This window comes from Streptomyces sp. CB02009, from assembly GCF_001905825.1.
GTDB lineage: Bacteria > Actinomycetota > Actinomycetes > Streptomycetales > Streptomycetaceae > Streptomyces.
The window spans coordinates 413,173-433,783 of the sequence record NZ_LIVV01000004.1; the positions used below are offsets into that span (position 1 = coordinate 413,173).

General features: G+C 70.4%; 20 protein-coding genes and 2 tRNA genes. 4 read left to right on the forward strand and 18 right to left on the reverse strand.

Annotated features, from left to right (window positions below; all coding sequences use genetic code 11):
- Nucleotides 1-10 precede the first annotated feature (10 nt).
- From AMK27_RS18195 to AMK27_RS18210, 5 genes are all read right to left on the reverse strand, one after another.
- Nucleotides 11-1,381 (reverse strand): class E sortase, encoded by a 1,371-nt coding sequence (locus tag AMK27_RS18195; RefSeq protein ID WP_073908654.1) that lies wholly within the window; start codon nucleotides 1,379-1,381, stop codon nucleotides 11-13.
- Nucleotides 1,378-2,016, reverse strand: a complete 639-nt coding sequence (locus AMK27_RS18200) for an aminodeoxychorismate/anthranilate synthase component II (RefSeq protein ID WP_073908659.1) — start codon at nucleotides 2,014-2,016, stop codon at nucleotides 1,378-1,380. Before AMK27_RS18200 ends, AMK27_RS18195 begins: the two co-directional genes overlap by 4 nt.
- Nucleotides 2,013-2,174: a DUF4175 domain-containing protein gene (locus AMK27_RS43055; protein ID WP_143204864.1), complete on the reverse strand. Its 162-nt coding sequence runs from the start codon at nucleotides 2,172-2,174 to the stop codon at nucleotides 2,013-2,015. The genes AMK27_RS18200 and AMK27_RS43055 overlap by 4 nt, the downstream gene beginning before the upstream one ends.
- Nucleotides 2,175-2,238: 64 nt before the next feature.
- The gene (locus AMK27_RS18205) at nucleotides 2,239-2,919 is read right to left on the reverse strand and encodes a class E sortase (protein ID WP_073908664.1); all 681 of its coding nucleotides are present in this window, start codon (nucleotides 2,917-2,919) and stop codon (nucleotides 2,239-2,241) included.
- A gap of 56 nt (nucleotides 2,920-2,975) precedes the next feature.
- Entirely contained in the window at nucleotides 2,976-3,743 is a 768-nt protein-coding gene (locus AMK27_RS18210; protein WP_073908667.1) for a DUF881 domain-containing protein, read from the reverse strand.
- Nucleotides 3,744-3,883: 140 nt separating this feature from the next.
- Between AMK27_RS18210 and crgA the strand changes: the two genes are divergently transcribed.
- On the forward strand, nucleotides 3,884-4,138 hold the full coding sequence (crgA, locus tag AMK27_RS18215) for a cell division protein CrgA (RefSeq protein WP_030321260.1): 255 nt from the start codon (nucleotides 3,884-3,886) through the stop codon (nucleotides 4,136-4,138).
- Between the two features lie 315 nt (nucleotides 4,139-4,453).
- On the opposite strand, the gene AMK27_RS18220 is transcribed toward crgA, so the two are convergent.
- Nucleotides 4,454-5,338 (reverse strand): rhomboid family intramembrane serine protease, encoded by an 885-nt coding sequence (locus tag AMK27_RS18220; RefSeq protein WP_073908672.1) that lies wholly within the window; start codon nucleotides 5,336-5,338, stop codon nucleotides 4,454-4,456.
- A gap of 22 nt (nucleotides 5,339-5,360) precedes the next feature.
- Nucleotides 5,361-5,888 carry a peptidylprolyl isomerase gene (locus AMK27_RS18225; protein WP_073908676.1) on the reverse strand — a complete coding sequence of 176 codons (528 nt, stop codon included), beginning with the start codon at nucleotides 5,886-5,888 and terminating at the stop codon, nucleotides 5,361-5,363.
- A 175-nt stretch (nucleotides 5,889-6,063) separates the two neighbouring features.
- Between AMK27_RS18225 and AMK27_RS18230 the strand changes: the two genes are divergently transcribed.
- A complete protein-coding gene (locus tag AMK27_RS18230) occupies nucleotides 6,064-6,777 on the forward strand; it encodes a DUF5324 family protein (protein ID WP_073908679.1) in 714 nt (237 codons plus the stop codon).
- A 386-nt stretch (nucleotides 6,778-7,163) separates the two neighbouring features.
- Here AMK27_RS18230 and AMK27_RS18235 read toward each other — a convergent pair whose 3' ends face one another.
- The gene (locus AMK27_RS18235) at nucleotides 7,164-7,550 is read right to left on the reverse strand and encodes a DUF6344 domain-containing protein (RefSeq protein ID WP_073908682.1); all 387 of its coding nucleotides are present in this window, start codon (nucleotides 7,548-7,550) and stop codon (nucleotides 7,164-7,166) included.
- Nucleotides 7,551-7,902: 352 nt separating this feature from the next.
- Nucleotides 7,903-7,975, reverse strand: a tRNA-Ala gene (locus AMK27_RS18240).
- 128 nt (nucleotides 7,976-8,103) lie between these two features.
- Here AMK27_RS18240 and AMK27_RS18245 point away from each other — a divergent pair.
- On the forward strand, nucleotides 8,104-8,652 hold the full coding sequence (locus AMK27_RS18245) for a helix-turn-helix domain-containing protein (protein WP_055601717.1): 549 nt from the start codon (nucleotides 8,104-8,106) through the stop codon (nucleotides 8,650-8,652).
- A gap of 61 nt (nucleotides 8,653-8,713) precedes the next feature.
- Complete coding sequence (locus AMK27_RS18250; RefSeq protein ID WP_073908685.1) at nucleotides 8,714-10,177, forward strand: serine/threonine-protein kinase; 1,464 nt, start codon at nucleotides 8,714-8,716, stop codon at nucleotides 10,175-10,177.
- Nucleotides 10,178-10,218: 41 nt separating this feature from the next.
- Here the strand turns inward: AMK27_RS18250 and AMK27_RS18255 are convergent, their stop codons facing one another.
- From AMK27_RS18255 to gnd, 9 genes are all read right to left on the reverse strand, one after another.
- A complete protein-coding gene (locus AMK27_RS18255; protein WP_241847548.1) occupies nucleotides 10,219-11,595 on the reverse strand; it encodes a hypothetical protein in 1,377 nt (458 codons plus the stop codon).
- A gap of 107 nt (nucleotides 11,596-11,702) precedes the next feature.
- Nucleotides 11,703-11,837 carry a DLW-39 family protein gene (locus tag AMK27_RS18260; protein WP_003958712.1) on the reverse strand — a complete coding sequence of 45 codons (135 nt, stop codon included), beginning with the start codon at nucleotides 11,835-11,837 and terminating at the stop codon, nucleotides 11,703-11,705.
- 158 nt (nucleotides 11,838-11,995) lie between these two features.
- Nucleotides 11,996-12,069 (reverse strand) — tRNA-Ile (locus AMK27_RS18265).
- Between the two features lie 109 nt (nucleotides 12,070-12,178).
- Nucleotides 12,179-12,748 carry a DUF3566 domain-containing protein gene (locus AMK27_RS18270; protein ID WP_107425609.1) on the reverse strand — a complete coding sequence of 190 codons (570 nt, stop codon included), beginning with the start codon at nucleotides 12,746-12,748 and terminating at the stop codon, nucleotides 12,179-12,181.
- 106 nt (nucleotides 12,749-12,854) lie between these two features.
- Nucleotides 12,855-15,482, reverse strand: coding sequence for a DNA gyrase subunit A (gene gyrA, locus AMK27_RS18275; RefSeq protein ID WP_073908691.1), 2,628 nt, complete (start codon nucleotides 15,480-15,482; stop codon nucleotides 12,855-12,857).
- A gap of 41 nt (nucleotides 15,483-15,523) precedes the next feature.
- The gene (gene gyrB / locus AMK27_RS18280; RefSeq protein WP_073908694.1) at nucleotides 15,524-17,554 is read right to left on the reverse strand and encodes a DNA topoisomerase (ATP-hydrolyzing) subunit B; all 2,031 of its coding nucleotides are present in this window, start codon (nucleotides 17,552-17,554) and stop codon (nucleotides 15,524-15,526) included.
- Nucleotides 17,555-17,989: 435 nt separating this feature from the next.
- The gene (locus tag AMK27_RS18285) at nucleotides 17,990-18,550 is read right to left on the reverse strand and encodes a DUF721 domain-containing protein (protein WP_073908697.1); all 561 of its coding nucleotides are present in this window, start codon (nucleotides 18,548-18,550) and stop codon (nucleotides 17,990-17,992) included.
- Nucleotides 18,547-19,668 carry a DNA replication/repair protein RecF gene (recF, locus tag AMK27_RS18290; protein ID WP_073908700.1) on the reverse strand — a complete coding sequence of 374 codons (1,122 nt, stop codon included), beginning with the start codon at nucleotides 19,666-19,668 and terminating at the stop codon, nucleotides 18,547-18,549. Before recF ends, AMK27_RS18285 begins: the two co-directional genes overlap by 4 nt.
- A 60-nt stretch (nucleotides 19,669-19,728) precedes the next feature.
- Nucleotides 19,729-20,607 carry a phosphogluconate dehydrogenase (NAD(+)-dependent, decarboxylating) gene (gene gnd, locus AMK27_RS18295; protein ID WP_073908703.1) on the reverse strand — a complete coding sequence of 293 codons (879 nt, stop codon included), beginning with the start codon at nucleotides 20,605-20,607 and terminating at the stop codon, nucleotides 19,729-19,731.
- Nucleotides 20,608-20,611: the final 4 nt, after the last annotated feature.

A 20,611-nucleotide genomic window follows, 5' to 3' on the forward strand; every position in this document is an offset into this window, starting at 1 on the left:
GTGTGGGGTCTCAGCCTACGAGCGCTTTCGGCTTTCCCTGGCTGCGCGGGCGTTCCTCGACCAGCCTGCCCCACACGATCATGCGGTAGGTGCTGGTGAACTCGGGCGTGCAGGTGGTCAGGGTGATGAACCGGCCGGGCTCGGTGAAGCCGGAGCCCTTGGGCACGGGTTCGATCACGGAGACGTTCGAGGGCGCGGTCTGCGGGAGGATGCTCGCCATCTCGTAGGTGTAGTAGGCGGTGCGGGTCTCGACGACGATGGGGTCGCCGGGCTGGAGCCGGTTGATGTAGCGGAACGGCTCGCCGTGGGTGTTGCGGTGGCCGGCGACGGCGAAGTTGCCCTGCTTGTCGGAGGGCATGGCCGTCTTGAGGCTGCCTTCGGCGTAGTGGCCGACCATGCCCTTGTCGAGGACCTTCGCCTTGTTGATGCCCTCGGCGACCGGGACGACGACGTCGAGCTTGGGGATGTACATGATGGCGAAGCCCTCGCCGGGCTCGAACGCCCCCGGCTTGCTGTCGTCCCCCGCGCCGTCGTCGTTGGCCCAGGTGTCCTCGATCTGCTCCTTGGCCCGGTCCGTCTCCTGCCCGGCCAGCACGTTCGTCCACCACAACTGGTAGGTCACGAACAGCAGCATCACCACACCGAAGGTGATGAACAGCTCCCCGACCGCACGGCTGGCGATGACACCGACGCTGTCCTTGGCGGCGCGGGCGGCCCGCCGGGCCTCGACTCGGGAGAGCGGTGCGGCGGGCGGTGCGCCCCCCGGGGTGCCGGCCGTGGCGCCGCCCGGGGTGGCCGGCGGTCCGCCCCGGCGGCTCTTGCCCCGGCTGCCGCCCTTGGCGGCGCGGCGGCGTTCGGCGCGGCCGGGCCCGGGAAGGGGCTCGGGAGCGGAGCCGGCACCGGGACCGGTCCCGGTGCCGATCCCGGTGCCGGTCCCGGGAAGGGCCTCCACGGCCTCCAGAACGGCCGTGTCGTCCGAGGGGCGCCGACGGGAGGGCCGTGGGGCTCGTGGGGCCTCAGGGGCCTCGTACGGCTCGTACGGGGGCGTGTGGGCGTCCTGGCGGGGCGCTTCGGGGGTGGCGTCGTAGGCGGGCGCGTAGGGGGCCTCGTAGACGGGCTCGGGCTCGCGGTACGTCTGCGCGGGCTGCCCGTACGTCTGCGGGGGCTGTCCGTACGCCTGCGAGGGCTGCTGGTACGTCTGCGCGGGGTCCTGGTAGGGCTGTTGAGCCTGCTGGGGCTCGGGGTAGGCCGCCTGCTCGGGGTACGGGTACGGGGCCGGAGCCGGTTCCTGGTACGGCGAGGGGACCCCGTAGGGGTCCGCGGGTATCGGCTCGGGCTCCGGCTCGTTCGTGTCCCGGAACCACGGAGAGCCCGTCGTCACGCGACGGCCTTGCCCACCACCGGCGCGAGCCCCGCCGACCGTCCGACCGCCCCCTTGTCGCCGCACTGCTCCAGCCAGTTGGCGAGCATCAGGTGCCCGTGCTCGGTGAGGACCGACTCGGGGTGGAACTGGACTCCCTCGACGGGAAGTTCGCGGTGGCGCAGGCCCATGATGATGCCGTCCTCGGTCCGCGCGGTGACCTCGAGCTCGGCCGGCAGGGCGGCGGGCTCGGCGGCCAGCGAGTGGTAGCGGGTCGCGGTGAACGGCGAGGGCAGTCCGGCGAAGACGCCCTGCCCCTCGTGGGTGACGGGGGAGGTCTTGCCGTGCAGCAGCTCGGGCGCCCGGTCGACGACCCCGCCGTACGCCACGGCCATCGACTGCATGCCGAGGCAGACGCCGAAGACGGGCACGCCGGTGGCCGCGCAGTGCCGGACCATGTCGATGCAGACCCCGGCCTGTTCGGGCGCGCCGGGGCCGGGCGAGAGCAGGACGCCGTCGAAGCCGTCCTGGGCGTGGCTCAGCTCGACCTCGTCGTTGCGGAGGACTTCGCACTCCGCGCCGAGCTGGTAGAGGTACTGAACGAGGTTGAAGACGAAGCTGTCGTAGTTGTCGACGACGAGAATTCGCGCGCTCACTGGCCGTCCACCGTCACATCGTTGAACGGAAGCAGCGGCTCCGCCCAGGGGAACACGTACTGGAAGAGGGCGTACACGACCGCGAGCACCAGCACGATCGAGAGCAGCGCCCGCACCCACGCGTTGCCCGGCAGATGCCGCCAGATCCAGCCGTACATGACGTCGACCGCCCCTTCCGTTCGTTACGGGGACCAGAGTACGGGGCGAGGGGGCCGCGGGGGGTCAGCTGTCCAAAGCCTGTGGACGACCGTCGGCGACCGGCCGGGTGGCGTCGAGGTGCGCCCAGACCACGAGCCGGTGGCTGCTGCCCCACTCGGGTTCGCAGGTGGTGAGGGTGAGATAGCGGCCGGGCCCGTCGAACCCGGACTTCGCGGGGACGGGGTCGATGACGCCGACATCGGTGGGCACGGTCCGGTAGGGGGCGCGGTCGACGCGGTAGGTGAACCAGGTCGTCCCGTCGGTGAGGACGATCGCGTCGCCCTCGCGCAGCCGCGGGAAGTCCTTGAAGGGATCTCCGTAGGTGCGGCGGTGGCCGGCGACGGCGAAGTTCCCGGTCGCGCCGAGGCGGGCGGTCCCGGCGTAGTGGCCGAGCCCCTTCTTCAGGGTGCCGACCCCGGTGCCCTGGAGGACGGGCCACTTCCAGTCCTTGCCGAGTCGGGGGACGTACATGACGGCGATGCCCTTGCCGGGGGTGTACGGCACGGCTGCGGGGACGGCTCCGGGTGCGGGGGCGGCGGTCCGGACCGGGGTGGCGGTCCACTCGCGCTGGAGGGTGTCGATCTGGCCGGCGCTCGCGCTCGCGGCCTGGATCCCGGTCCAGTACAGGACGTACACGACGAAGAGGACGATCAGGGCGCCGACGGTGATGCACAGCTCGCTGAAGGTCCTCACGACGAGACGCAAGCGCCCCTCCCGCAGTCGGCTCGCGGCGGTGCCACCCCGGCCGTGCGTGCGGGGTGTCAGCCCACCGGCTTCGCTTGGTGGAGGTCCACTGTGCCCGAGTACCCGGGAAGAGTCACCGCCCTGTGCTCGTCGACTTTCCAGCCGAGCCCGTACGCCTTCACGTACAGCTGGTAGTTCTGGATCGCCGGGGAGCCCGCGAGCGCCCTGGTCAGCTTCCCCCGGTCACCGACGGCGGTGATCTTGTACGGGGGCGAGTAGACGCGGCCCTGGAGGATCAGGGTGTTGCCGACGCAGCGCACGGCGCTGGTGGAGATGAGCCGCTGGTCCATGACCCGGATGCCCTCGGCGCCGCCCTGCCACAGGGCGTTGACGACGGCCTGCAGGTCCTGCTGGTGGATGACCAGGTCGTTGGCCTGCGGCTCGGGGTAGCCGGGGGCGGCCTGGGCGTTCGGCGGGGCGTCGTTGAGGGTGACGGTGAGACCGGAGCCGGAGACCTCGGTGGTGCCCGCCGCCGCTTCGAGCGCGTCGAGTTTCGCGTCCTCCGCGCGCGTGGAGCCGTCGTCGCGGGCGGCGAGCGAGTCGACCTGGGAGCGGAGGGCGGAGGTGGACTCGTCGAGGCCCGCGTTCTTGTGGCTGCGCTCCTCGATCAGGTCGGAGAGCCGCAGGAGTGAGGCGTCGGTGCGGATGTTCGTGCCCTTGGCGGTGTTGAAGCTCGTGACGAAGATCAGTCCGGCGAGGGCGAAAACGGCAAGGGTGAGCACCCGGACGGGGCGCCACCTCGCGGTGCGGCCAGGTCCTTCGGGAGTGCCGGCGGAATTGCTCAACGTACCCTGATCCCCTTCGGTGCCGCGGAACCACTACGCTAACGGACGCCTGGGGGACGCAGTCGTCCTCCTTCGTCACATCCCGGCGCCAGCCACAGTTCCCTGCGCGGTCACGCAGCGCATCGACAGGAGAGTCCCTCGTGCCGAAGTCACGGATCCGCAAGAAGGCCGACTTCACGCCCCCGCCGGCGAAGCAGGCCACCTCGATCAAGCTGACCAACCGCAGCTGGGTGGCGCCTGTGATGCTCGCGCTGTTCGCCATCGGTCTGGTGTGGATCGTGGTCTTCTACGTCACCGACGGTTCGATGCCGATCGAGTCGATCCGGAACTGGAACATCGTGGTGGGCTTCGGCTTCATCGCGGCCGGCTTCGGCGTCTCGACGCAGTGGAAGTAGCGGAGAACAGCAGGGGTACGGCCGCCGTCTAGCGTCCGTACCGGCTGCTCGTCAAGCTCTCCCCTGAACTTATCCACAGCGTTGTGCACAGCACTGGATAACTTACGAAGATCTGTGGATAACTCGCACGAGGTTGACGCCGGTATGACCGGAATCACCCTCGCCGGAGACCGCAACGCCCCTCGCCTCCCTGGAGAAGTACCAGGTCAGAGGCGAGGGGCGCAGTCTTTCCCCACAGAGCGGGGAGAGGCCGCCACGCACTGTGGATAACTCTGGGGAAAGCTCACAGAGAAGCTCGTCCACAGCCCTGTGCGCTCAGGTGAGCGTCGCGGTGCGGGCCAGCACGATCCCCACGTCGAGCAGCAGCACCAGGGCCAGCGCCCCGTACTGCACCAGGTCCCGGCAGGCCCTCGGCGCGTGCACGAGCGCGTACGTCACCACGAGGCCCGCGACCAGACCGCCGACGTGGGCCTCCCAGGAGATCCCCGGTCGGGTGAACGTCATGAGCAGCGACAGGGCCACGAAAAGGATCACCGGCCGCATGTCGTGACGCCGCCGGCGGGCGAGCACCACCCACGCGCCGATCAGGCCGTAGACCACGCCGGAGGCGCCGAGCGAGGGCTGGTTCTGCGCGGCGACGAGGTACGCCAGCACGGAGCCGGAGAGACCGGAGAGCAGGCACAGGGCCGCGTACCGGATCCGGCCCAGCTCGGGCTCGACGATCCCGCCGATCACCCACAGGCCCAGCACGTTGAAGAGGATGTGCCAGACCTCCTGGTGGAGGACGGTCGAGGTCAGCAGCCGGTACCACTCGCCGTCGGCGACCCCGACCAGCTCGCCGAGCGACGGGCTGTAGGCGTAGCCGATGAGGACGAGCTCGTCGACGAGCCGATCCCCGAACACGAGTACGGCCAGGTACACCGCGAGGTTGATTCCGATGAGGATCTTGGTGACGAGGCGGTCGTCCGCCGCGACCCGGCCGCCCGCGAGCGTCCGCGGCTGGTTGGCGTCGGCGGCGTGGCCCGTCCCCGACCCGTTGCGCACGCAGTCGGGGCACTGGAAGCCGACGGAGGCGGAGACCATGCACGACGGGCAGATCGGCTTCTCGCAGCGTGTGCAGCGGATGCCGGTCTCCACCTCGGGGTGGCGGTAGCAGCGCGGCAGACCGGCGCGCTTGTCCTCGGAGGGTTTCGGTTCCATGAGAGGTGCCGTCCCTTCCGCCTCAGCGCTTCTCGATCACCACGGACTCGATGACCACGTCCTGCAGCGGTCGCTCGGTGTGCGGGTCGGTCGCGGTGGCCGCGATCGCGTCCACGACCTTCCGGCTCGCGCCGTCCACGACCTCGCCGAAGATGGTGTGCTTGCGGTTCAGCCAGGTCGCGGGAGCGACGGTGACGAAGAACTGCGAGCCGTTGGTGCCCGGACCGGCGTTGGCCATGGCCAGCAGGTAGGGACGGTCGAAGAAGAGCTCGGGGTGGAACTCGTCGGCGAACTCGTAGCCGGGACCGCCCGTGCCGTTCCCGAGCGGATCGCCCGCCTGGATCATGAAGCCCTTGATGACCCGGTGGAAGACCGTGCCGTCGTAGAGCGGCTCCGAGGAGACCGTGCCGGTCGCAGGGTGCGTCCACTCGCGCTCACCGCCGGCGAGCTCGACGAAGTTCCTGACCGTCTTCGGGGCGTGGAACGGCATCAGCCGCACCTCGATGTCACCCAGGCTGGTCTTGAGGGTCGCGTACAACTGCTCGGCCACGGTCGCCTTCCGTCCACGTCATGTCGCGTCACGTCACGTCTGTCTCTGGCGTGTCCGATCCTCGCATGCCCCGGATGCCCACCCCACATGCCGTACCTGGCTCCGGGGGGCATGATTTCGAAAAGGATGGAAAGGCGAAAAACCGACATCGTCGCCACCGAGGAGGAGGAATCCCGTGACCCGCATGGACAGCGTGCGCGCCGCGTCAGATTCGGCGAAGGAGAGCGTCCTGCACGCCGCGGAAGTGGTGGCGCCGTACGCCGGCACGGCAAAGGACCAGGCCGCGCACTACGCCCATGAGGCGCGTGTGCTGATCGCGCCGAAGGTCTCCAAGGCCGCTCACCAGGCCCGGGCGCAGGCTCGTGCGCAGTACGACTCGTATGTCGCACCGCATGTACCGCCGCGGGTCGACGCAGCCGCACACACTGCGGCGGTCAAGACCCGCTGGGCCTACCGTCAGGCGGCCGATTACACCGTTCCGCGTGTCGAGCAGGCGGTCGCCGCGACAGGTCCCGTCCTCGATGAGGCCGGGTCGCGTTCGACTGCCGCCTGGGCCGCACTGCGCGGTCAGGTGACACCGGAGGAGATCCAGAAGATCGCGAAGAAGCACGAGCGTCAGGCACGGGCCGGACGCCTCGCCAAGGGCCTCCTGGTCCTGGGCGTTCTCGTCGGCGGCGCGTTCGCCGCCTGGAAGTGGTGGGACAAGCAGGCCAATCCCGACTGGCTGGTCGAGCCGCCCGCCGCCACCGAGGTGGAAGAGGAGGGTTCCGTACTGACGTCCTACGACGAGGGTGGGGATGCCCTCGACCCGGAGGTGGAGGCCAAGGAGACCGAGGCCGAAGCCGCTGCCGCCGCCGAGGAAGCCGCCGATCGCGACGAGCGCCGCTGACCGACCGGGGTACTGCTGGGTACTGCCGAGGTCCTACCGCGTGTGACCAGGGCCCTGCCGAAGTCTGCCGGGGTCCTGGTTCCCGCGGTGTCCCGCGGGGTCATGCCGAGTCCTGCGGGTTCTTGCCGTACTGCGGGTCCTGCGGGTTCTTGCCGTACTGCGGGTCCTGCGGGTTTCTTCCGGTTCTGCGAGTCCTGCGAGGCCTGCGGGTCCTGCGAGGCCTGCGGGTCCTGCGAGTTCCGTCTGCGGATTCCTGCCGGGTCCTGCCGGATCGTACGAGTCGGAGTCGTACGAGGAAGGGCGGACACGGTTACGGGAACGGGTGCAGGAACGGGTTCGGGAACGGGAACGGGTGCGGGGAGTGCGCATCGTCGTCTCCCCACGCCCTACGCCGCCGCGGCGAGCGCCAGCTCGGTCAGCGCGGCCGGCTCGTCGTTCTCGGCAGCGGCGGTGACGCCGGCGGCGGAGCGGCTGCGGGTGGCGGGAGAGGAACCGTGGGCCTCGGCGGCGATGCGCTGCTTGATCGTGGGCGGCAGGGAGCGGTCCCCGACGAGCGGCCGGCGGTGAGCCCTCTGTGCCGGTACGGAGGCGAGCGCGGCCCGCTTCTCCCCGGCGACGGGCGCGGCCGTGGTGGGGCCGGCCGGCTCCTCCGGCTGCTGGACGGCGGGCTGCTGGGTCGCGGCGGCGGTGCTCGCCAGGCCGACGGAGGCGAGCAGGGCGAAGAGGACGGAGATGAAGGCGGTCCAGAACTGCTTGACCTTGGCGGTGGCCATGGCCCCTCACTTTCGTGACGATCTCGAATGGTTCATTTCGGTTTGCGCGCTTTACGTACTTTCCTCATGATGTGGATGCGCGCCCGTTTTCCACGGAACGTCGCCGCCGTCGCGCAGTTCTTCCGATGAACACCACCCGTCCGGACCAGCGGACCCTTCGGGACCGGAAGCAAGCACGGCACCCACGGCCGTCCTGGACGGATTCCCACCCCCTTCGCCCCGCCTCGCGGCGGCCGGGAACGGCGGGCGGCACACGGGTCCCGACGGATCGACCGCGCGGGCGGACCCGGACCGGCATACGAAAACACCCCCTGTGAACTGCGTTTCCGCAGTTCACAGGGGGTGCCTGTTGTGGAGCCTAGGGGAGTCGAACCCCTGACATCTGCCATGCAAAGACAGCGCTCTACCAACTGAGCTAAGGCCCCGGAACGAGAACAGCGTACCGGGTCACCCCCCATGCCCGGCAAAAGGATTGGGACTCCCGGTCGGCGACCACTCTCCGTAAGATGCTGAGCGAGGTTCGCAGTGGCGAACCTAGGGATGGGGAGAAGAAATGGACGCAGCGCAGCAGGAAGCCACGGCGCGAGCCAGAGAGCTTCAGCGCAGTTGGTACGGAGAGCCGCTGGGGGCGCTCTTCCGTCGGCTGATCGACGATCTCGGACTCAATCAGGCCAGGCTCGCGGCCGTGCTCGGATTGTCAGCGCCCATGCTGTCCCAGCTGATGAGCGGCCAGCGGGCCAAGATCGGGAACCCGGCCGTCGTCCAGCGCGTCCAGGCGCTCCAGGAACTCGCCGTGCAGGTCGCCGACGGCACCGTCAGCGCGGCCGAGGCCACCGACCGGATGGACGAGGTCAAGAAGTCGCAGGGCGGCTCCGTCCTCACCAGCACCGGGCAGCCCGCCACCGGCTCCGGCGCACCGACCGTCCGCCGCGTGGTCCGCGAGATCCAGTCGCTGCTGCGCTCCGTAGCCGCGGCCGGCGACATCATCGACGCCGCCGACTCCCTCGCCCCGGCCCACCCGGAACTGGCAGAGTTCCTCCGGGTGTACGGCGCGGGGCGGACCGCGGACGCGGTCGCGCACTACGAGTCGCACCAGAACTGACGCGGTCGGCAGCCGGCCGGCACCGCCCGCAGACGAGGCAACGGGGAGCGGACACAGCACGATGGGTGAGGTATTCGCTGGGCGGTACGAGCTGGTCGACCCGATCGGACGGGGCGGGGCGGGCGCCGTGTGGCGCGCCTGGGACCACCGGCGCCGCCGCTATGTGGCGGCCAAAGTGCTCCTGCAGAGCGACGCGCACACGCTGCTCCGGTTCGTCCGGGAGCAGGCGCTGCGGATCGACCATCCGCACGTCCTCGCCCCGGCCAGCTGGGCCGCCGACGACGACAAGGTCCTGTTCACCATGGACCTGGTCGCCGGTGGTTCTCTGGCGCACGTCATCGGCGACTACGGCCCGCTGCCGCCCCGGTTCGTCTGCGTCCTGCTCGACCAGCTGCTCTCGGGCCTGGCCACGGTGCACGCCGAGGGGGTCGTGCACCGCGACATCAAGCCCGCGAACATCCTGATGGACGTCACCGGGACCGGGCGGCCGCATCTGCGGCTGTCCGACTTCGGCATCTCCATGCGCAAGGGCGAGCCCCGCCTCACCGAGACCAACTACGTGGTGGGCACGCCCGGTTACTTCGCACCCGAGCAGCTCCTCGGTGCCGAACCCGACTTCACCGCCGACCTCTTCGCCGTCGGCCTGGTCGCCCTCTATCTGCTCCAGGGCCGCAAGCCGGACTCGCAGGCCCTGGTCGGGCATTTCCTCACCCACGGCACTCCCGGCGCCCCCGAGGGCATCCCGGAGCCCCTGTGGCAGGTGCTCGCCGGTCTGCTGCAGCCCGATCCGCAGGCCCGCTTCCGGACGGCCACGGGCGCGCGCAAGGCCCTGGCCGCCGCCGCCGACATGCTGCCCGAGCCGCGCCCCGACGAGGATCGGGTCGAGATCTTCGACCAACTCGGGCCCCTGCCGTCCGGCTTCGGCCCCCAGGGCCCGACGGGCCCCGCCGGCACCGCCGCACCCACCGGCCCTGCCGACGGGGCGGCCACGGCCGCCCGGAGCACCCCCACGAGCGCCTCGACGCCCGCCGCACCCGGCGTGCCCCCCGGCGCCGCCCCGACGCCCGCCAACGCACCCGTACCGCCTCAGCAGCCCCAGCACCCCCCACAGCCGCACTACCAGACCCCACACCCGGCCACGGCCCCCTTCGCAGCCCCGGCCACGGCCCCGTCCTCCACTCCGGCCACGACTCCGCTCGCCGCCCCGGCCGCGGCTCCCGCGCCGCTGCCCGGGCCCTCCGAGACGGGCAGCTTCCACCTGCCCCCGCCGGTCGGCCACCCGACCCCCTCCTTCGACCGGGCACCGACCTCGGCGGTGCCGTACGGACAAGCCCCTACTCATCCATACACCGCCCGACCCGTTCAGGTTCCCGCTCAGCACACGGCCCCCGTCGGGGTCCCGGCGGGAGCCTCCGCCCCCGCCCCGGTACGCCGACCGGGACCGCCCCCGAAGGTCGCGATCCCGGTCCTGCTGCTCGCGCTGCTCTGCTTCGCGGTCGGCTTCTGGGCCCTCGCGCAGACCTGAGAGCGCCCGGCCCCCGGCTACGCGGCGGGGCCCGCCCCCGGTTACGCCGCCGCCCGCCTCCGCGCCACCAGCGTCCATCCGCCGAGTCCGAGCAGCAGAACCGTCCCGCTGCCGATCCCGGCCGCCGCGACGACCCGCATGGAGTCGCTCCCCGACGTCGCCTGCGCCCCCGAGACGCCCTTCTCCGCCGCTTCCTTGTCGTCGGCGGTCACGCTGAACCGCGCGGGGTCCCCGTCGTACCCGGGCCCCGGCTTCGCGTCGCCCCGCAGCGAGACCCGCAGGGTCAGCGGCACGGTCCCGTCCCCGTACTCCTTGGCCATGTCCGGGTTGAGCGTGGCCGACAGGTAGTACCAGCCCGCGAAGCGCATCCCGTTGGTGGCCTCGTCGTACGAGCCGCGGTTCTCGTGGGCCACCGGCCGCAGCGCGTCCAGCGCGAGCGTCGCGGGCTTGCCGCTGTAGCTGACGGTGTTCTCGTCGACGTGCCCGAGGGCGGGGTTCTCCAGGGAGAGGACCAGGGCGTGGCCGACGTACTCGTCGCCGGCGGCGCTGCTGCCGAGTTCGGCGGTGGCGAACAGCTGCTGCCCCCAGTCGACCGGCACCCGGTAGAAGAGCGTCTGGCCGGGCCGGATGTCGGACCGCCACTCGCCCTGCGCCAGCGAGGTGGCGTCGTGGACGCCGGAGCCGCCCTGCCGCGGCTGCGGGCCGCCCGCGGGCGGCCCGGGCGTGCCGGAGGCCCAGACCTCGGGCAGCTCGGTCGGGCCGGCCTTCTTCAGCACGGGCTCGGACGCGTGGCGGATCTCCAGCTCCCAGTCGTCCGTGCTCGTCTTCGACTCGCGCTCGACGAGCACGTAGTAGGCCCCGGCACGCTGGCAGGTGGAGCTGTCGGCCTTGATCTCGCGGCGGGCGTACGCGGCGAGCGGCCGGGTGAACTCGCTGGAGGAGAAGTTCGCCTGCTGGTATCCGCATTCGGTGCCAGAGCCGTCCTGCATGCTCACCTTGAAGCCGTCGCCGTACTCGACCTTCCCGCCGGCCCTCGGCACCGCGACGACGGAGACGTACGCGTTCTGCTGATCGAGGTTGACCCGGTAGTAGACCTTGCCGTTCCTCTTGAGCGTGTCGCGGTAGGTCTGCCCGGTCCTCAGCTCCACGGCGTCCGAGCTGGAGGCGGCGCCCTGGACCCGCTGGGCGGAGCTGTCGAAGGTGTACGGCGGAAGAGCCCCCTCGGCGCCCGCACGCCCCGCGACGGCGTTCCCGGCGCCCCCGAGGCCCGCACGCCCCTCGGCCGCGTTCGCCGCGCCCGCGGCCGCCGTCTGTGCGGGAAGCGCCACGGCCTGCCCGGGAAGCGCCACGACCGCTCCCACCGCCGCGGCCGCCGCGATCAGGGCCCCCGCCCTCCGGCCGATGCCCGCCTGCGTCATCACGCGCTGCTCCTCTTCACTCAAGCAAGTAGAAAAATTGCTCAGGCAAAGCGAAGCCCCGGCCCGCTCTCGCGCGGCCGGGGCTTCACCCACAGACGGTTCTCGTCTCAGACACCGGAACCTGCGGGCACGGAGTCGGTCGCCTCCGTCCACAGATCCTGCTCGGCGCGATCCGCCTGGATCTGGCGGTACACGAGGAGCCCGCCGATGGCGGCCAGTGCGACCAGGAGAAGCTTCTTCACCGCGCGACCTCGTCTTTCGTTGACGTAGGAGACTTCTGACGCCCACTCTACACATCGACCGATACCGATCGGTGACCTGTACGAGGTTCAAACCTTCCAAGGCCCCCGAACAAACAAATCGACCCGGACGGAGGAACCGTCCGGGTCGATCAGTACTGTGGGGCTAACAGGATTTGAACCTGTGGCCTCATCCTTATCAGGGATGCGCTCTAACCAACTGAGCTATAGCCCCGCCGCGCTTTGCGGTGTGTGTCCCGCGCGCTGACTCCTGAACATTAGCGCACCGGGGGGCCAGTCCCAAAATCGGTAACCGACCGGCCCCCTCGCAGGTCACTCGCGCGTCACTCGTCCTCGGCGAGCGTGAGCTCCACGCCGCCGACGAAGCCGGCCGACAGGTTGTAGATGAACGCGCCCAGCGTCGCCAGCGCGGTCATCAGGACCACGTCGATCACGGCGATCACCGAGGTGAACATCAGCACCCGCGGCAGCGAGAGGAACGACTGCAGATCGAAGCCGTTGGACTCGTTCGAGCCCGTGGCCTCGCTGATCGTGCCGCCGACCGTCGAGAAGACGCCCATGGCATCCATGACCATCCACAGCACGGCCGCCGCGACGATCGTGCAGATGCCCAGTGCGATGGAGAGCAGGAAGCTCACCTTCATCACCGACCACGGGTCGGCCTTGGCCACCCGCAGCCGCGCCTTGCGCGTACGGGGCGTCGTGCGGGCCCCCGTACGCGGCCGGCGCACGGCACCGGTCTGTCCGCCCGCCGTACCGCCGCCCGACGCCGGAGCGCCGTACGCCTGCGGCGGGTGGTAGGGCGCCCCCGGCTGCTGCGCACCCGTGCGCTCGCCGGGCAGCGGCCCGTTGTAGGTCTCGTACGAGGGCTGCTGCCCCCGAGTGTCCGTCACCGCAACCCCCTGGGAGTCCGTGGCGGAGCCACGGGCGCCGTTCGCTCCAGCACCAGCAGAAGCTCCGGCAGCCGCCGATCCGGCGCCCGTGGCTCCACTCACGCTCTTACTCCTCGTGCTCCCCGGCCGAGGGCTCCGTGCCCTCGACTGCCTCGGTCTCGACCACCACGGTCTCGACCACCGCGCTCTCGGACGCCTCCACGGCGCCCTCGGCGTCGACGAGGTCGTCGACCTCGTCCTCGCCGCCGGCCTCGGCGTTCCGCGCGATGCCGACGACGGCATCGCGCTTGCCCAGGTTGATCAGCTGGACGCCCATGGTGTCACGGCCGGTCTCCCTGACTTCGTTGACTCGCGTGCGAATCACACCGCCGGACAGCGTGATGGCGAGGATCTCGTCCGTCTCCTCGACCACCAGCGCGCCCACGAGCGAGCCGCGGTCCTCCACGATCTTGGCGGCCTTGATGCCGAGGCCGCCACGACCCTGGACGCGGTACTCGTCGACGGGGGTGCGCTTCGCGTACCCGCCGTCGGTCGCGGTGAAGACGAACGTACCGGGCCGGACGACATTCATCGAGAGCAGTTCGTCGTCCGCGCGGAAACTCATGCCCTTGACGCCCGACGTGGCACGTCCCATCGGACGCAGCGCGTCGTCCGTGGCGGTGAAGCGGATCGACTGCGCCTTCTTGCTGATGAGCAGCAGATCGTCCTCGGACGAGACCAGCTCCGCACCGATCAGCTCGTCGTCGCCGCCGCCCTCGGTCTCCCGGAGGTTGATCGCGATGACACCGCCGGACCGCGGCGAGTCGTAGTCCTTCAGCGCGGTCTTCTTGACCAGTCCGGCCTTGGTGGCGAGCACCAGGTAGGGCGCGGCCTCATAGTCGCGGATCGCAAGGATCTGGGCGATCTGCTCGTCCGGCTGGAAGGCCAGCAGGTTGGCCACGTGCTGGCCGCGCGCGTCCCGGCCGGCGTCGGGCAGCTCGTACGCCTTGACGCGGTAGACCCGGCCCTTGTTGGTGAAGAAGAGCAGCCAGTGGTGGGTGGTGGAGACGAAGAAGTGGTCGACGATGTCGTCCTGCTTCAGCTTCGTGCCCCGCACGCCCTTGCCGCCGCGCTTCTGCGAGCGGTAGTCCTCGGTCTTCGTCCGCTTCACGTAGCCACCGCGCGAGATGGTGACGACGATGTCCTCCTCGGCGATCAGGTCCTCGATGGACATGTCACCGTCGAAGGGCACGAGCTTGGACCGGCGGTCGTCGCCGAACTTCTCGACGAGCGCGGCCAGCTCCTCGCTGACGATCGCGCGCTGGCGCTCGGGCGAGGCCAGGATCGCGTTGTACTCGTTGATCTTGGCCTGGAGTTCGTCGTGCTCGGCGACGATCTTCTGGCGCTCCAGGGCGGCGAGCCGGCGGAGCTGCATCTCCAGGATCGCGTTGGCCTGGATCTCGTCGATCTGGAGCAGGTCCATCAGGCCGCCGCGGGCGACCTCGACGGTGTCGCTGCGCCGGATGAGCGCGATGACCTCGTCGATCGCGTCGAGCGCCTTGAGCAGACCGCGCAGGATGTGGGCGCGCTCCTCGGCCTTGCGCAGCCGGAAGCGGGTCCGGCGCACGATGACCTCGATCTGGTGCGTCACCCAGTGGCGGATGAACGCGTCGAGCGAGAGGGTGCGCGGCACGCCGTCGACGAGCGCCAGCATGTTCGCGCCGAAGTTCGTCTGCAGGTCGGTGTGCTTGTACAGGTTGTTGAGGACGACCTTGGCGACGGCGTCGCGCTTGAGCACGATGACGAGGCGCTGACCGGTCCGGGACGAGGTCTCGTCGCGGACGTCGGCGATGCCGCCGATCTTGCCGTCCTTGACCAGGTCGGCGATCTTCTGCGCGAGGTTGTCGGGGTTGGTCTGGTACGGGAGCTCCGTGACCACCAGGCACTGGCGGTTGTGGATCTCCTCGACCTCGACGACCGCGCGCATCGTGATCGAGCCACGGCCGGTGCGGTACGCCTCCTCGATGCCCTTGCGGCCGACGACGAGCGCGCCGGTGGGGAAGTCCGGGCCCTTGATCCGCTCGATCAGGGCGTCGAGGAGCTCCTCGTGGCTGGCGTCGGGGTGCTCGAGCGCCCACTGCGCACCGGCCGCGACCTCGCGGAGGTTGTGCGGCGGGATGTTGGTGGCCATGCCGACGGCGATGCCGGCGCTGCCGTTGATCAGCAGGTTCGGGAACCGGGACGGCAGGACCGTCGGCTCCTGGTTGCGGCCGTCGTAGTTGTCCTGGAAGTCGACGGTCTCCTCGTCGATGTCCCGGAGCATCTCCATCGACAGCGTCATGAGCTTGCACTCGGTGTACCGCATGGCGGCGGCCGGGTCGTTGCCCGGGGAGCCGAAGTTGCCGTTGGAGTCGACGAGCGGCATGCGCATCGACCAGGGCTGGGCGAGGCGGACGAGCGCGTCGTAGATCGAGGAGTCGCCGTGCGGGTGGTACGTACCCATGACGTCACCGACGACGCGGGCGCACTTGTAGAAGCCCTTCTCGGGCCGGTAGCCGCCGTCGTACATCGCGTACAGCACGCGCCGGTGGACGGGCTTGAGGCCGTCGCGCACGTCGGGCAGCGCGCGGGACACGATGACGGACATCGCGTAGTCGAGGTACGAGCGCTGCATCTCGGTCTCGAGCCCGACGGGCTCGATCCGCAGCACGGGCTCTTCTTCGGTGGTCCCGGTCGGGGTGGTTTCGTCGGCCATTGCTGGTCGTCAGTCCTTTCGTACGGTCAGCTGAGACCGACTCAGATGTCGAGGAAGCGAACGTCCTTGGCGTTGCGCTGGATGAACGAGCGGCGTGCCTCGACGTCCTCGCCCATCAGCACCGAGAACAGGTCGTCGGCCTGCGCGGCGTCGTCCAGGGTGACCTGGCCGAGTACGCGGTGCTCGACGTCCATGGTGGTGACGCGCAGCTCCTCGGCGTTCATCTCGCCGAGACCCTTGAAGCGCTGGATCGAGTCTTCCTTGATCCGCTTGCCGCTCTGCTTGCCCAGCTCGACGAGCGCGTCCCGCTCGCGGTCCGAGTACGCGTACTCGAAGTCGTCCCGGCCCCACTTGATCTTGTAGAGCGGCGGACGGGAGAGGTAGACGTGACCGGCCTCGACCAGCGGCCGCATGAAGCGGAAGAGGAAGGTCAGCAGCAGGGTGTTGATGTGCTGGCCGTCGACGTCGGCGTCCGCCATCAGGATGATCTTGTGATAGCGGAGCTTCTCGATGTCGAAGTCCTCGTGCACACCGGTGCCGAAGGCCGAGATGAGCGCCTGGACCTCGGTGTTCTGCAGGATCTTGTCGATCCTGGCCTTCTCGACGTTCAGGATCTTGCCGCGGATCGGCAGGATGGCCTGGTACATCGGGTTGCGGCCGGACTTGGCCGAGCCGCCGGCGGAGTCGCCCTCGACGATGAAGATCTCGCACTTGGCCGGGTCGTTCGACTGGCAGTCGGACAGCTTGCCCGGCAGCGACGCCGACTCGAGCAGGCCCTTGCGACGGGTCAGGTCGCGCGCCTTGCGCGCGGCCACGCGCGCGGTGGCGGCCTGGATCGACTTGCGGATGATGTCCGCGGCCTCGAGCGGGTTGCGGTCGAGCCAGTCGTTGAGGTGCTCGTAGACCGCCCGCTGGACGAAGGTCTTGACCTCCGTGTTGCCCAGCTTGGTCTTGGTCTGGCCCTCGAACTGCGGCTCGCTCAGCTTGACCGAGATGATCGCGGTCAGACCCTCGCGGATGTCGTCGCCCGTGAGGTTGTCGTCCTTCTCGCGGAGCAGCTTCTTGTCGCGCGCGTACTTGTTGATCAGCGAGGTCAGCGCCGCACGGAAACCCTCCTCGTGCGTGCCGCCCTCGTGGGTGTGGATGATGTTGGCGAAGGAGTACACGCCCTCGCTGTAGCCGCTGTTCCACTGCATCGCGACCTCGAGGGACAGGGACTTCTCCTTGTCCTCCGCCTCCAGGTCGATGACGGTGGGGTGGACCAGCTCGCCCTTGCGCGAGTTGAGGTACTTCACGAAGTCGACGATGCCGCCCTCGTAGTGGTACTTCACCGTGCGCGCGGCGGGCTCGGCGGCCGCCTCGGCGTCCGGGTCGTCGGCGCCGACCGTGGCCTTGGCCGACTCGCGCTCGTCGGTGAGCGTGATCGTCAGGCCCTTGTTGAGGAAGGCCATCTCCTGGAAGCGGCGCGAGAGCGTCTCGAAGGAGTACTCGGTCGTCTCGAAGATGTCCGGGTCGGCCCAGAACGTGACCGAGGTGCCGGTCTCGTCGGTGGCCTCGTGCTGCGCGAGGGGCGCGGTCGGGGCGCCCATCTTGTAGTCCTGCGTCCAGCGGTGGCCGTCCGTCCTGATCTCGACGGAGACCTTGGTGGACAGGGCGTTCACCACCGACACACCGACACCGTGCAGACCGCCGGAGACGGCGTAGCCGCCGCCGCCGAACTTGCCGCCCGCGTGGAGCACGGTCAGCACGACCTCGACGGCCGGCTTGCCCTCGGAGGCCACGATGCCCACGGGGATGCCACGGCCGTTGTCGACGACGCGCACGGCGCCGTCGGCCAGGATCGTCACGTCGATGGTGTCGGCGTGGCCGGCCAGGGCTTCGTCGACCGAGTTGTCGACGACCTCCTGCACCATGTGGTGCAGACCGCGCTCGCCGGTCGAGCCGATGTACATGCCAGGGCGCTTGCGCACGGCATCCAGGCCTTCGAGGACCTGGATGTTGCTGGCGGTGTACTGGTTGTTCTCGTTGGGGTCGCCGGAATCGGCCACGAAGCGCCCTTTCTGGCACAGCACAGGCCGTTCTCCGGGCATACGGGAGCGGCTGCGTCGTTCGACTTGTTCCGCAGGGTGGCGGGATTGTCTCCCAGTCTACCGGTAGCGCCGACAGTCATGGGGGTTTGCCGGTGCCTGAGTCCGCATGTGCCGCCCTGAGCGGGAGCCAAACGACTCCCCATATCCGGACAGGGGCTTCAGAGCCCCCTGACGGCCACCCAGCGCTTCGGGCTGTGACGGCGAGTGGCACCGGCCGCGGGCCGTCGTGCGGACCGTCGTTCCGCAGGGCGGAAGAGCTGGGGGCAGCTCGGCGGGACAGGAGGGGGCAGCCCGGCGGGACGGCTCGGGGAAAGCTCGGCGGGACAGGTGAGGGAGAGCTCGGGGACAGCTCGGCTTCCCGCCGGGCGGCGGGCTGCACCCGGACCCGCACGGCGGGAGGCCGCCCGCGTCGAACGGCTATCCGTACGTGTCGCCGGGCCCCACGGACCCGGGCGCCCTGAGCGGCCCGTACCCGCGCCGGGGAGCACCAGGGCCCAGCACCTTGATCATCCGCACGGTCCCGTGCCCGAGGTCCTCGTTGAGCCGCGCCACCAGCGTCGGCGCGAGCAGCCGCAGCTGCGTGGCCCACGCGGTCGAGTCGCACTGCACGGTCAGCACCCGCGCGTCCGGCTCGTCGTCGAACTTCACGGGTACGCAGTGCTTGGCCAGGTCCTCGCCGACGATCTGCGGCCAACGGCCCATCACCCCGCCGACCGCGGCCGGCGTCTCCCAGCCCCGCTCGGTGATCAGCCGGTTGATCGCGGCGCCGAGCGCCATCGGGTCGCGCCCGTCGGCGCGCGCGCCGGAGCGCAGGCCGCCCCCGCGCCGGGCCTGCTTCTTCTGCTGGGCCGCGGCGCCCTTGGCCTTCGCCTGCTCCTTGGCCGCGCGCAGCGCGACCCGCGCGAGGTCCACGCCCGAGGCTTCGGGAACGGCCGGCGCCGGAGTATCCACAGGCTGGGGAAGCTTTTCCTCGCTCATACGCGCTCCACCGTCCCTCCGGCCACCTGGTACCGCGTCCCCGCGAGGACCCCCGGTACGTCGTCGTCCACGGCGGCCGTCACCAGGACCTGCTCGCCGCCCGCCACCAGCTCCGCGAGCCGCTCGCGCCGCCGCGCGTCCAGCTCGGCGAAGACGTCGTCGAGGACGAGGACCGGCTCGTTGCCCTCGGAGCGCAGCAGGTCGTACGAGGCGAGCCGCAGCGCCAGCGCGTAGGACCAGGACTCGCCGTGGCTGGCGTACCCCTTCGCCGGGAGTTCGCCGAGCTTGAGGAGCAGCTCGTCACGGTGCGGGCCGACGAGGGTGACGCCCCGCTCGATCTCCTGCTTGCGCACCTCGGCCAGCGCGGCGGTCAGCTGCTCGTACAGCTCCTCGCGGGTGTGCCCGGTGCCCGGCGCGGAGGGCCGGTACTCGAGCAGGATCGGTCCGCCGCCGGGCGCGAGCTGCTCGTACGCCTTGTCGGCGAGCGGCTGCAGGACGGCGATCAGGTCGAGCCGCTGGGCGAGCAGCTCGGCCCCGGCCCGCGCCAGGTGCTGGTCCCAGACGTCGAGGGTGGACAGGTCCATGCCGCGGCCGCCGTGCCGGCGGGCCATCGCCGCGGACTTCAGGAGCGTGTTGCGCTGTTTGAGCACGCGCTCGTAGTCGGAGCGCACGCCGGCCATGCGCGGGGTGCGCGCCGTGATCAGCTCGTCGAGGAAGCGCCGGCGCTCGCCGGGGTCGCCCTTCACCAGGGCGAGGTCCTCGGGGGCGAACAGCACGGTCCGAACGATGCCGAGCACGTCACGCGGTCTGACCTGCGAGGACCTGTTGATACGGGCACGGTTGGCCCGGCCAGGGTTGAGTTCGAGCTCGACCAGCTGGGAGCGCTCGCCCTGGGTGACGGCGGCGCGGATCACCGCGCGTTCCGCGCCCATCCGGACGAGCGGGGCGTCGGAGGCGACGCGGTGGCTGGAGAGGGTCGCGAGATAGCCGACGGCCTCGACCAGGTTGGTCTTGCCCTGGCCGTTCGCGCCCACGAAAGCGGTGACGCCCGGGTCGAGCGGGACCTCGACCCGGGCGTAGGAGCGGAAGTCGGCCAGCGAGAGATGCGTGACGTGCATGGTTGGGCGCCGACCTTCTTCCCCCGGCGGCTGTGCACCGCGGGGTGCACAGCCTGTGGATTACTTCTTCGTCTCGACCGCGTGGCCACCGAACTGGTTGCGCAGCGCGGCGATCATCTTCATCTGCGGGGAGTCGTCCTGGCGGGAGGCGAACCGCGCGAACAGCGAGGCGGTGATCGCCGGCAGCGGTACGGCGTTGTCGATGGCGGCCTCGACCGTCCACCGGCCCTCGCCGGAGTCCGACGCGTAGCCGCGCAGCTTGTCCAGGTGCTCGTCCTCGTCCAGGGCGTTGACCGCGAGGTCCAGCAGCCAGGAACGGATGACCGTGCCCTCCTGCCAGGAGCGGAAGACCTCGCGCACGTCGGTGACGGAGTCGACCTTCTCCAGGAGCTCCCAGCCCTCGGCGTAGGCCTGCATCATGGCGTACTCGATGCCGTTGTGGACCATCTTCGCGAAGTGGCCGGCGCCGACCTTGCCGGCGTGCACGGAGCCGAACTCGCCCTCGGGCTTGAGCGCGTCGAAGATCGGCTGGACCCTCGCGACGTCCTCGGCGGAGCCGCCGTACATCAGCGCGTAGCCGTTCTCCAGGCCCCAGACGCCACCGGAGACGCCGCAGTCGACGAAGCCGATGCCCTTGGCCGCCAGCTCCTCGGCGTGCTTCTCGTCGTCCGTCCAGCGGGAGTTGCCGCCGTCCACGACGATGTCGCCGGGGGAGAGCAGCTCGGCCAGCTCGTCGATGGTGGACTGGGTCGCGGCACCGGCCGGGACCATCACCCACACGACGCGGGGCCCCTTGAGCCTGCCCACAAGCTCTTCGAGGCTGTGGACGTCGGCGAGGTCCGGATTGCGGTCGTATCCGATGACGGTGTGGCCTGCGCGGCGGATGCGCTCACGCATGTTGCCGCCCATCTTGCCGAGACCGACGAGACCGAGCTCCATCAGA

Coding starts and splice junctions, on each gene's coding strand:
- AMK27_RS18285 (WP_073908697.1), bottom strand. CDS start 18,550: ATGAGCGAGGAAAAGCTTCCCCAGCCTGTGGATACTCCGGCGCCGGCC.
- recF (WP_073908700.1), bottom strand. CDS start 19,668: ATGCACGTCACGCATCTCTCGCTGGCCGACTTCCGCTCCTACGCCCGG.
- AMK27_RS18250 (WP_073908685.1), top strand. CDS start 8,714: ATGGGTGAGGTATTCGCTGGGCGGTACGAGCTGGTCGACCCGATCGGA.
- gnd (WP_073908703.1), bottom strand. CDS start 20,607: ATGGAGCTCGGTCTCGTCGGTCTCGGCAAGATGGGCGGCAACATGCGT.
- AMK27_RS18220 (WP_073908672.1), bottom strand. CDS start 5,338: ATGGAACCGAAACCCTCCGAGGACAAGCGCGCCGGTCTGCCGCGCTGC.
- gyrA (WP_073908691.1), bottom strand. CDS start 15,482: ATGGCCGACGAAACCACCCCGACCGGGACCACCGAAGAAGAGCCCGTG.
- AMK27_RS18235 (WP_073908682.1), bottom strand. CDS start 7,550: ATGGCCACCGCCAAGGTCAAGCAGTTCTGGACCGCCTTCATCTCCGTC.
- AMK27_RS18245 (WP_055601717.1), top strand. CDS start 8,104: ATGGACGCAGCGCAGCAGGAAGCCACGGCGCGAGCCAGAGAGCTTCAG.
- AMK27_RS43055 (WP_143204864.1), bottom strand. CDS start 2,174: ATGTACGGCTGGATCTGGCGGCATCTGCCGGGCAACGCGTGGGTGCGG.
- AMK27_RS18255 (WP_241847548.1), bottom strand. CDS start 11,595: ATGACGCAGGCGGGCATCGGCCGGAGGGCGGGGGCCCTGATCGCGGCG.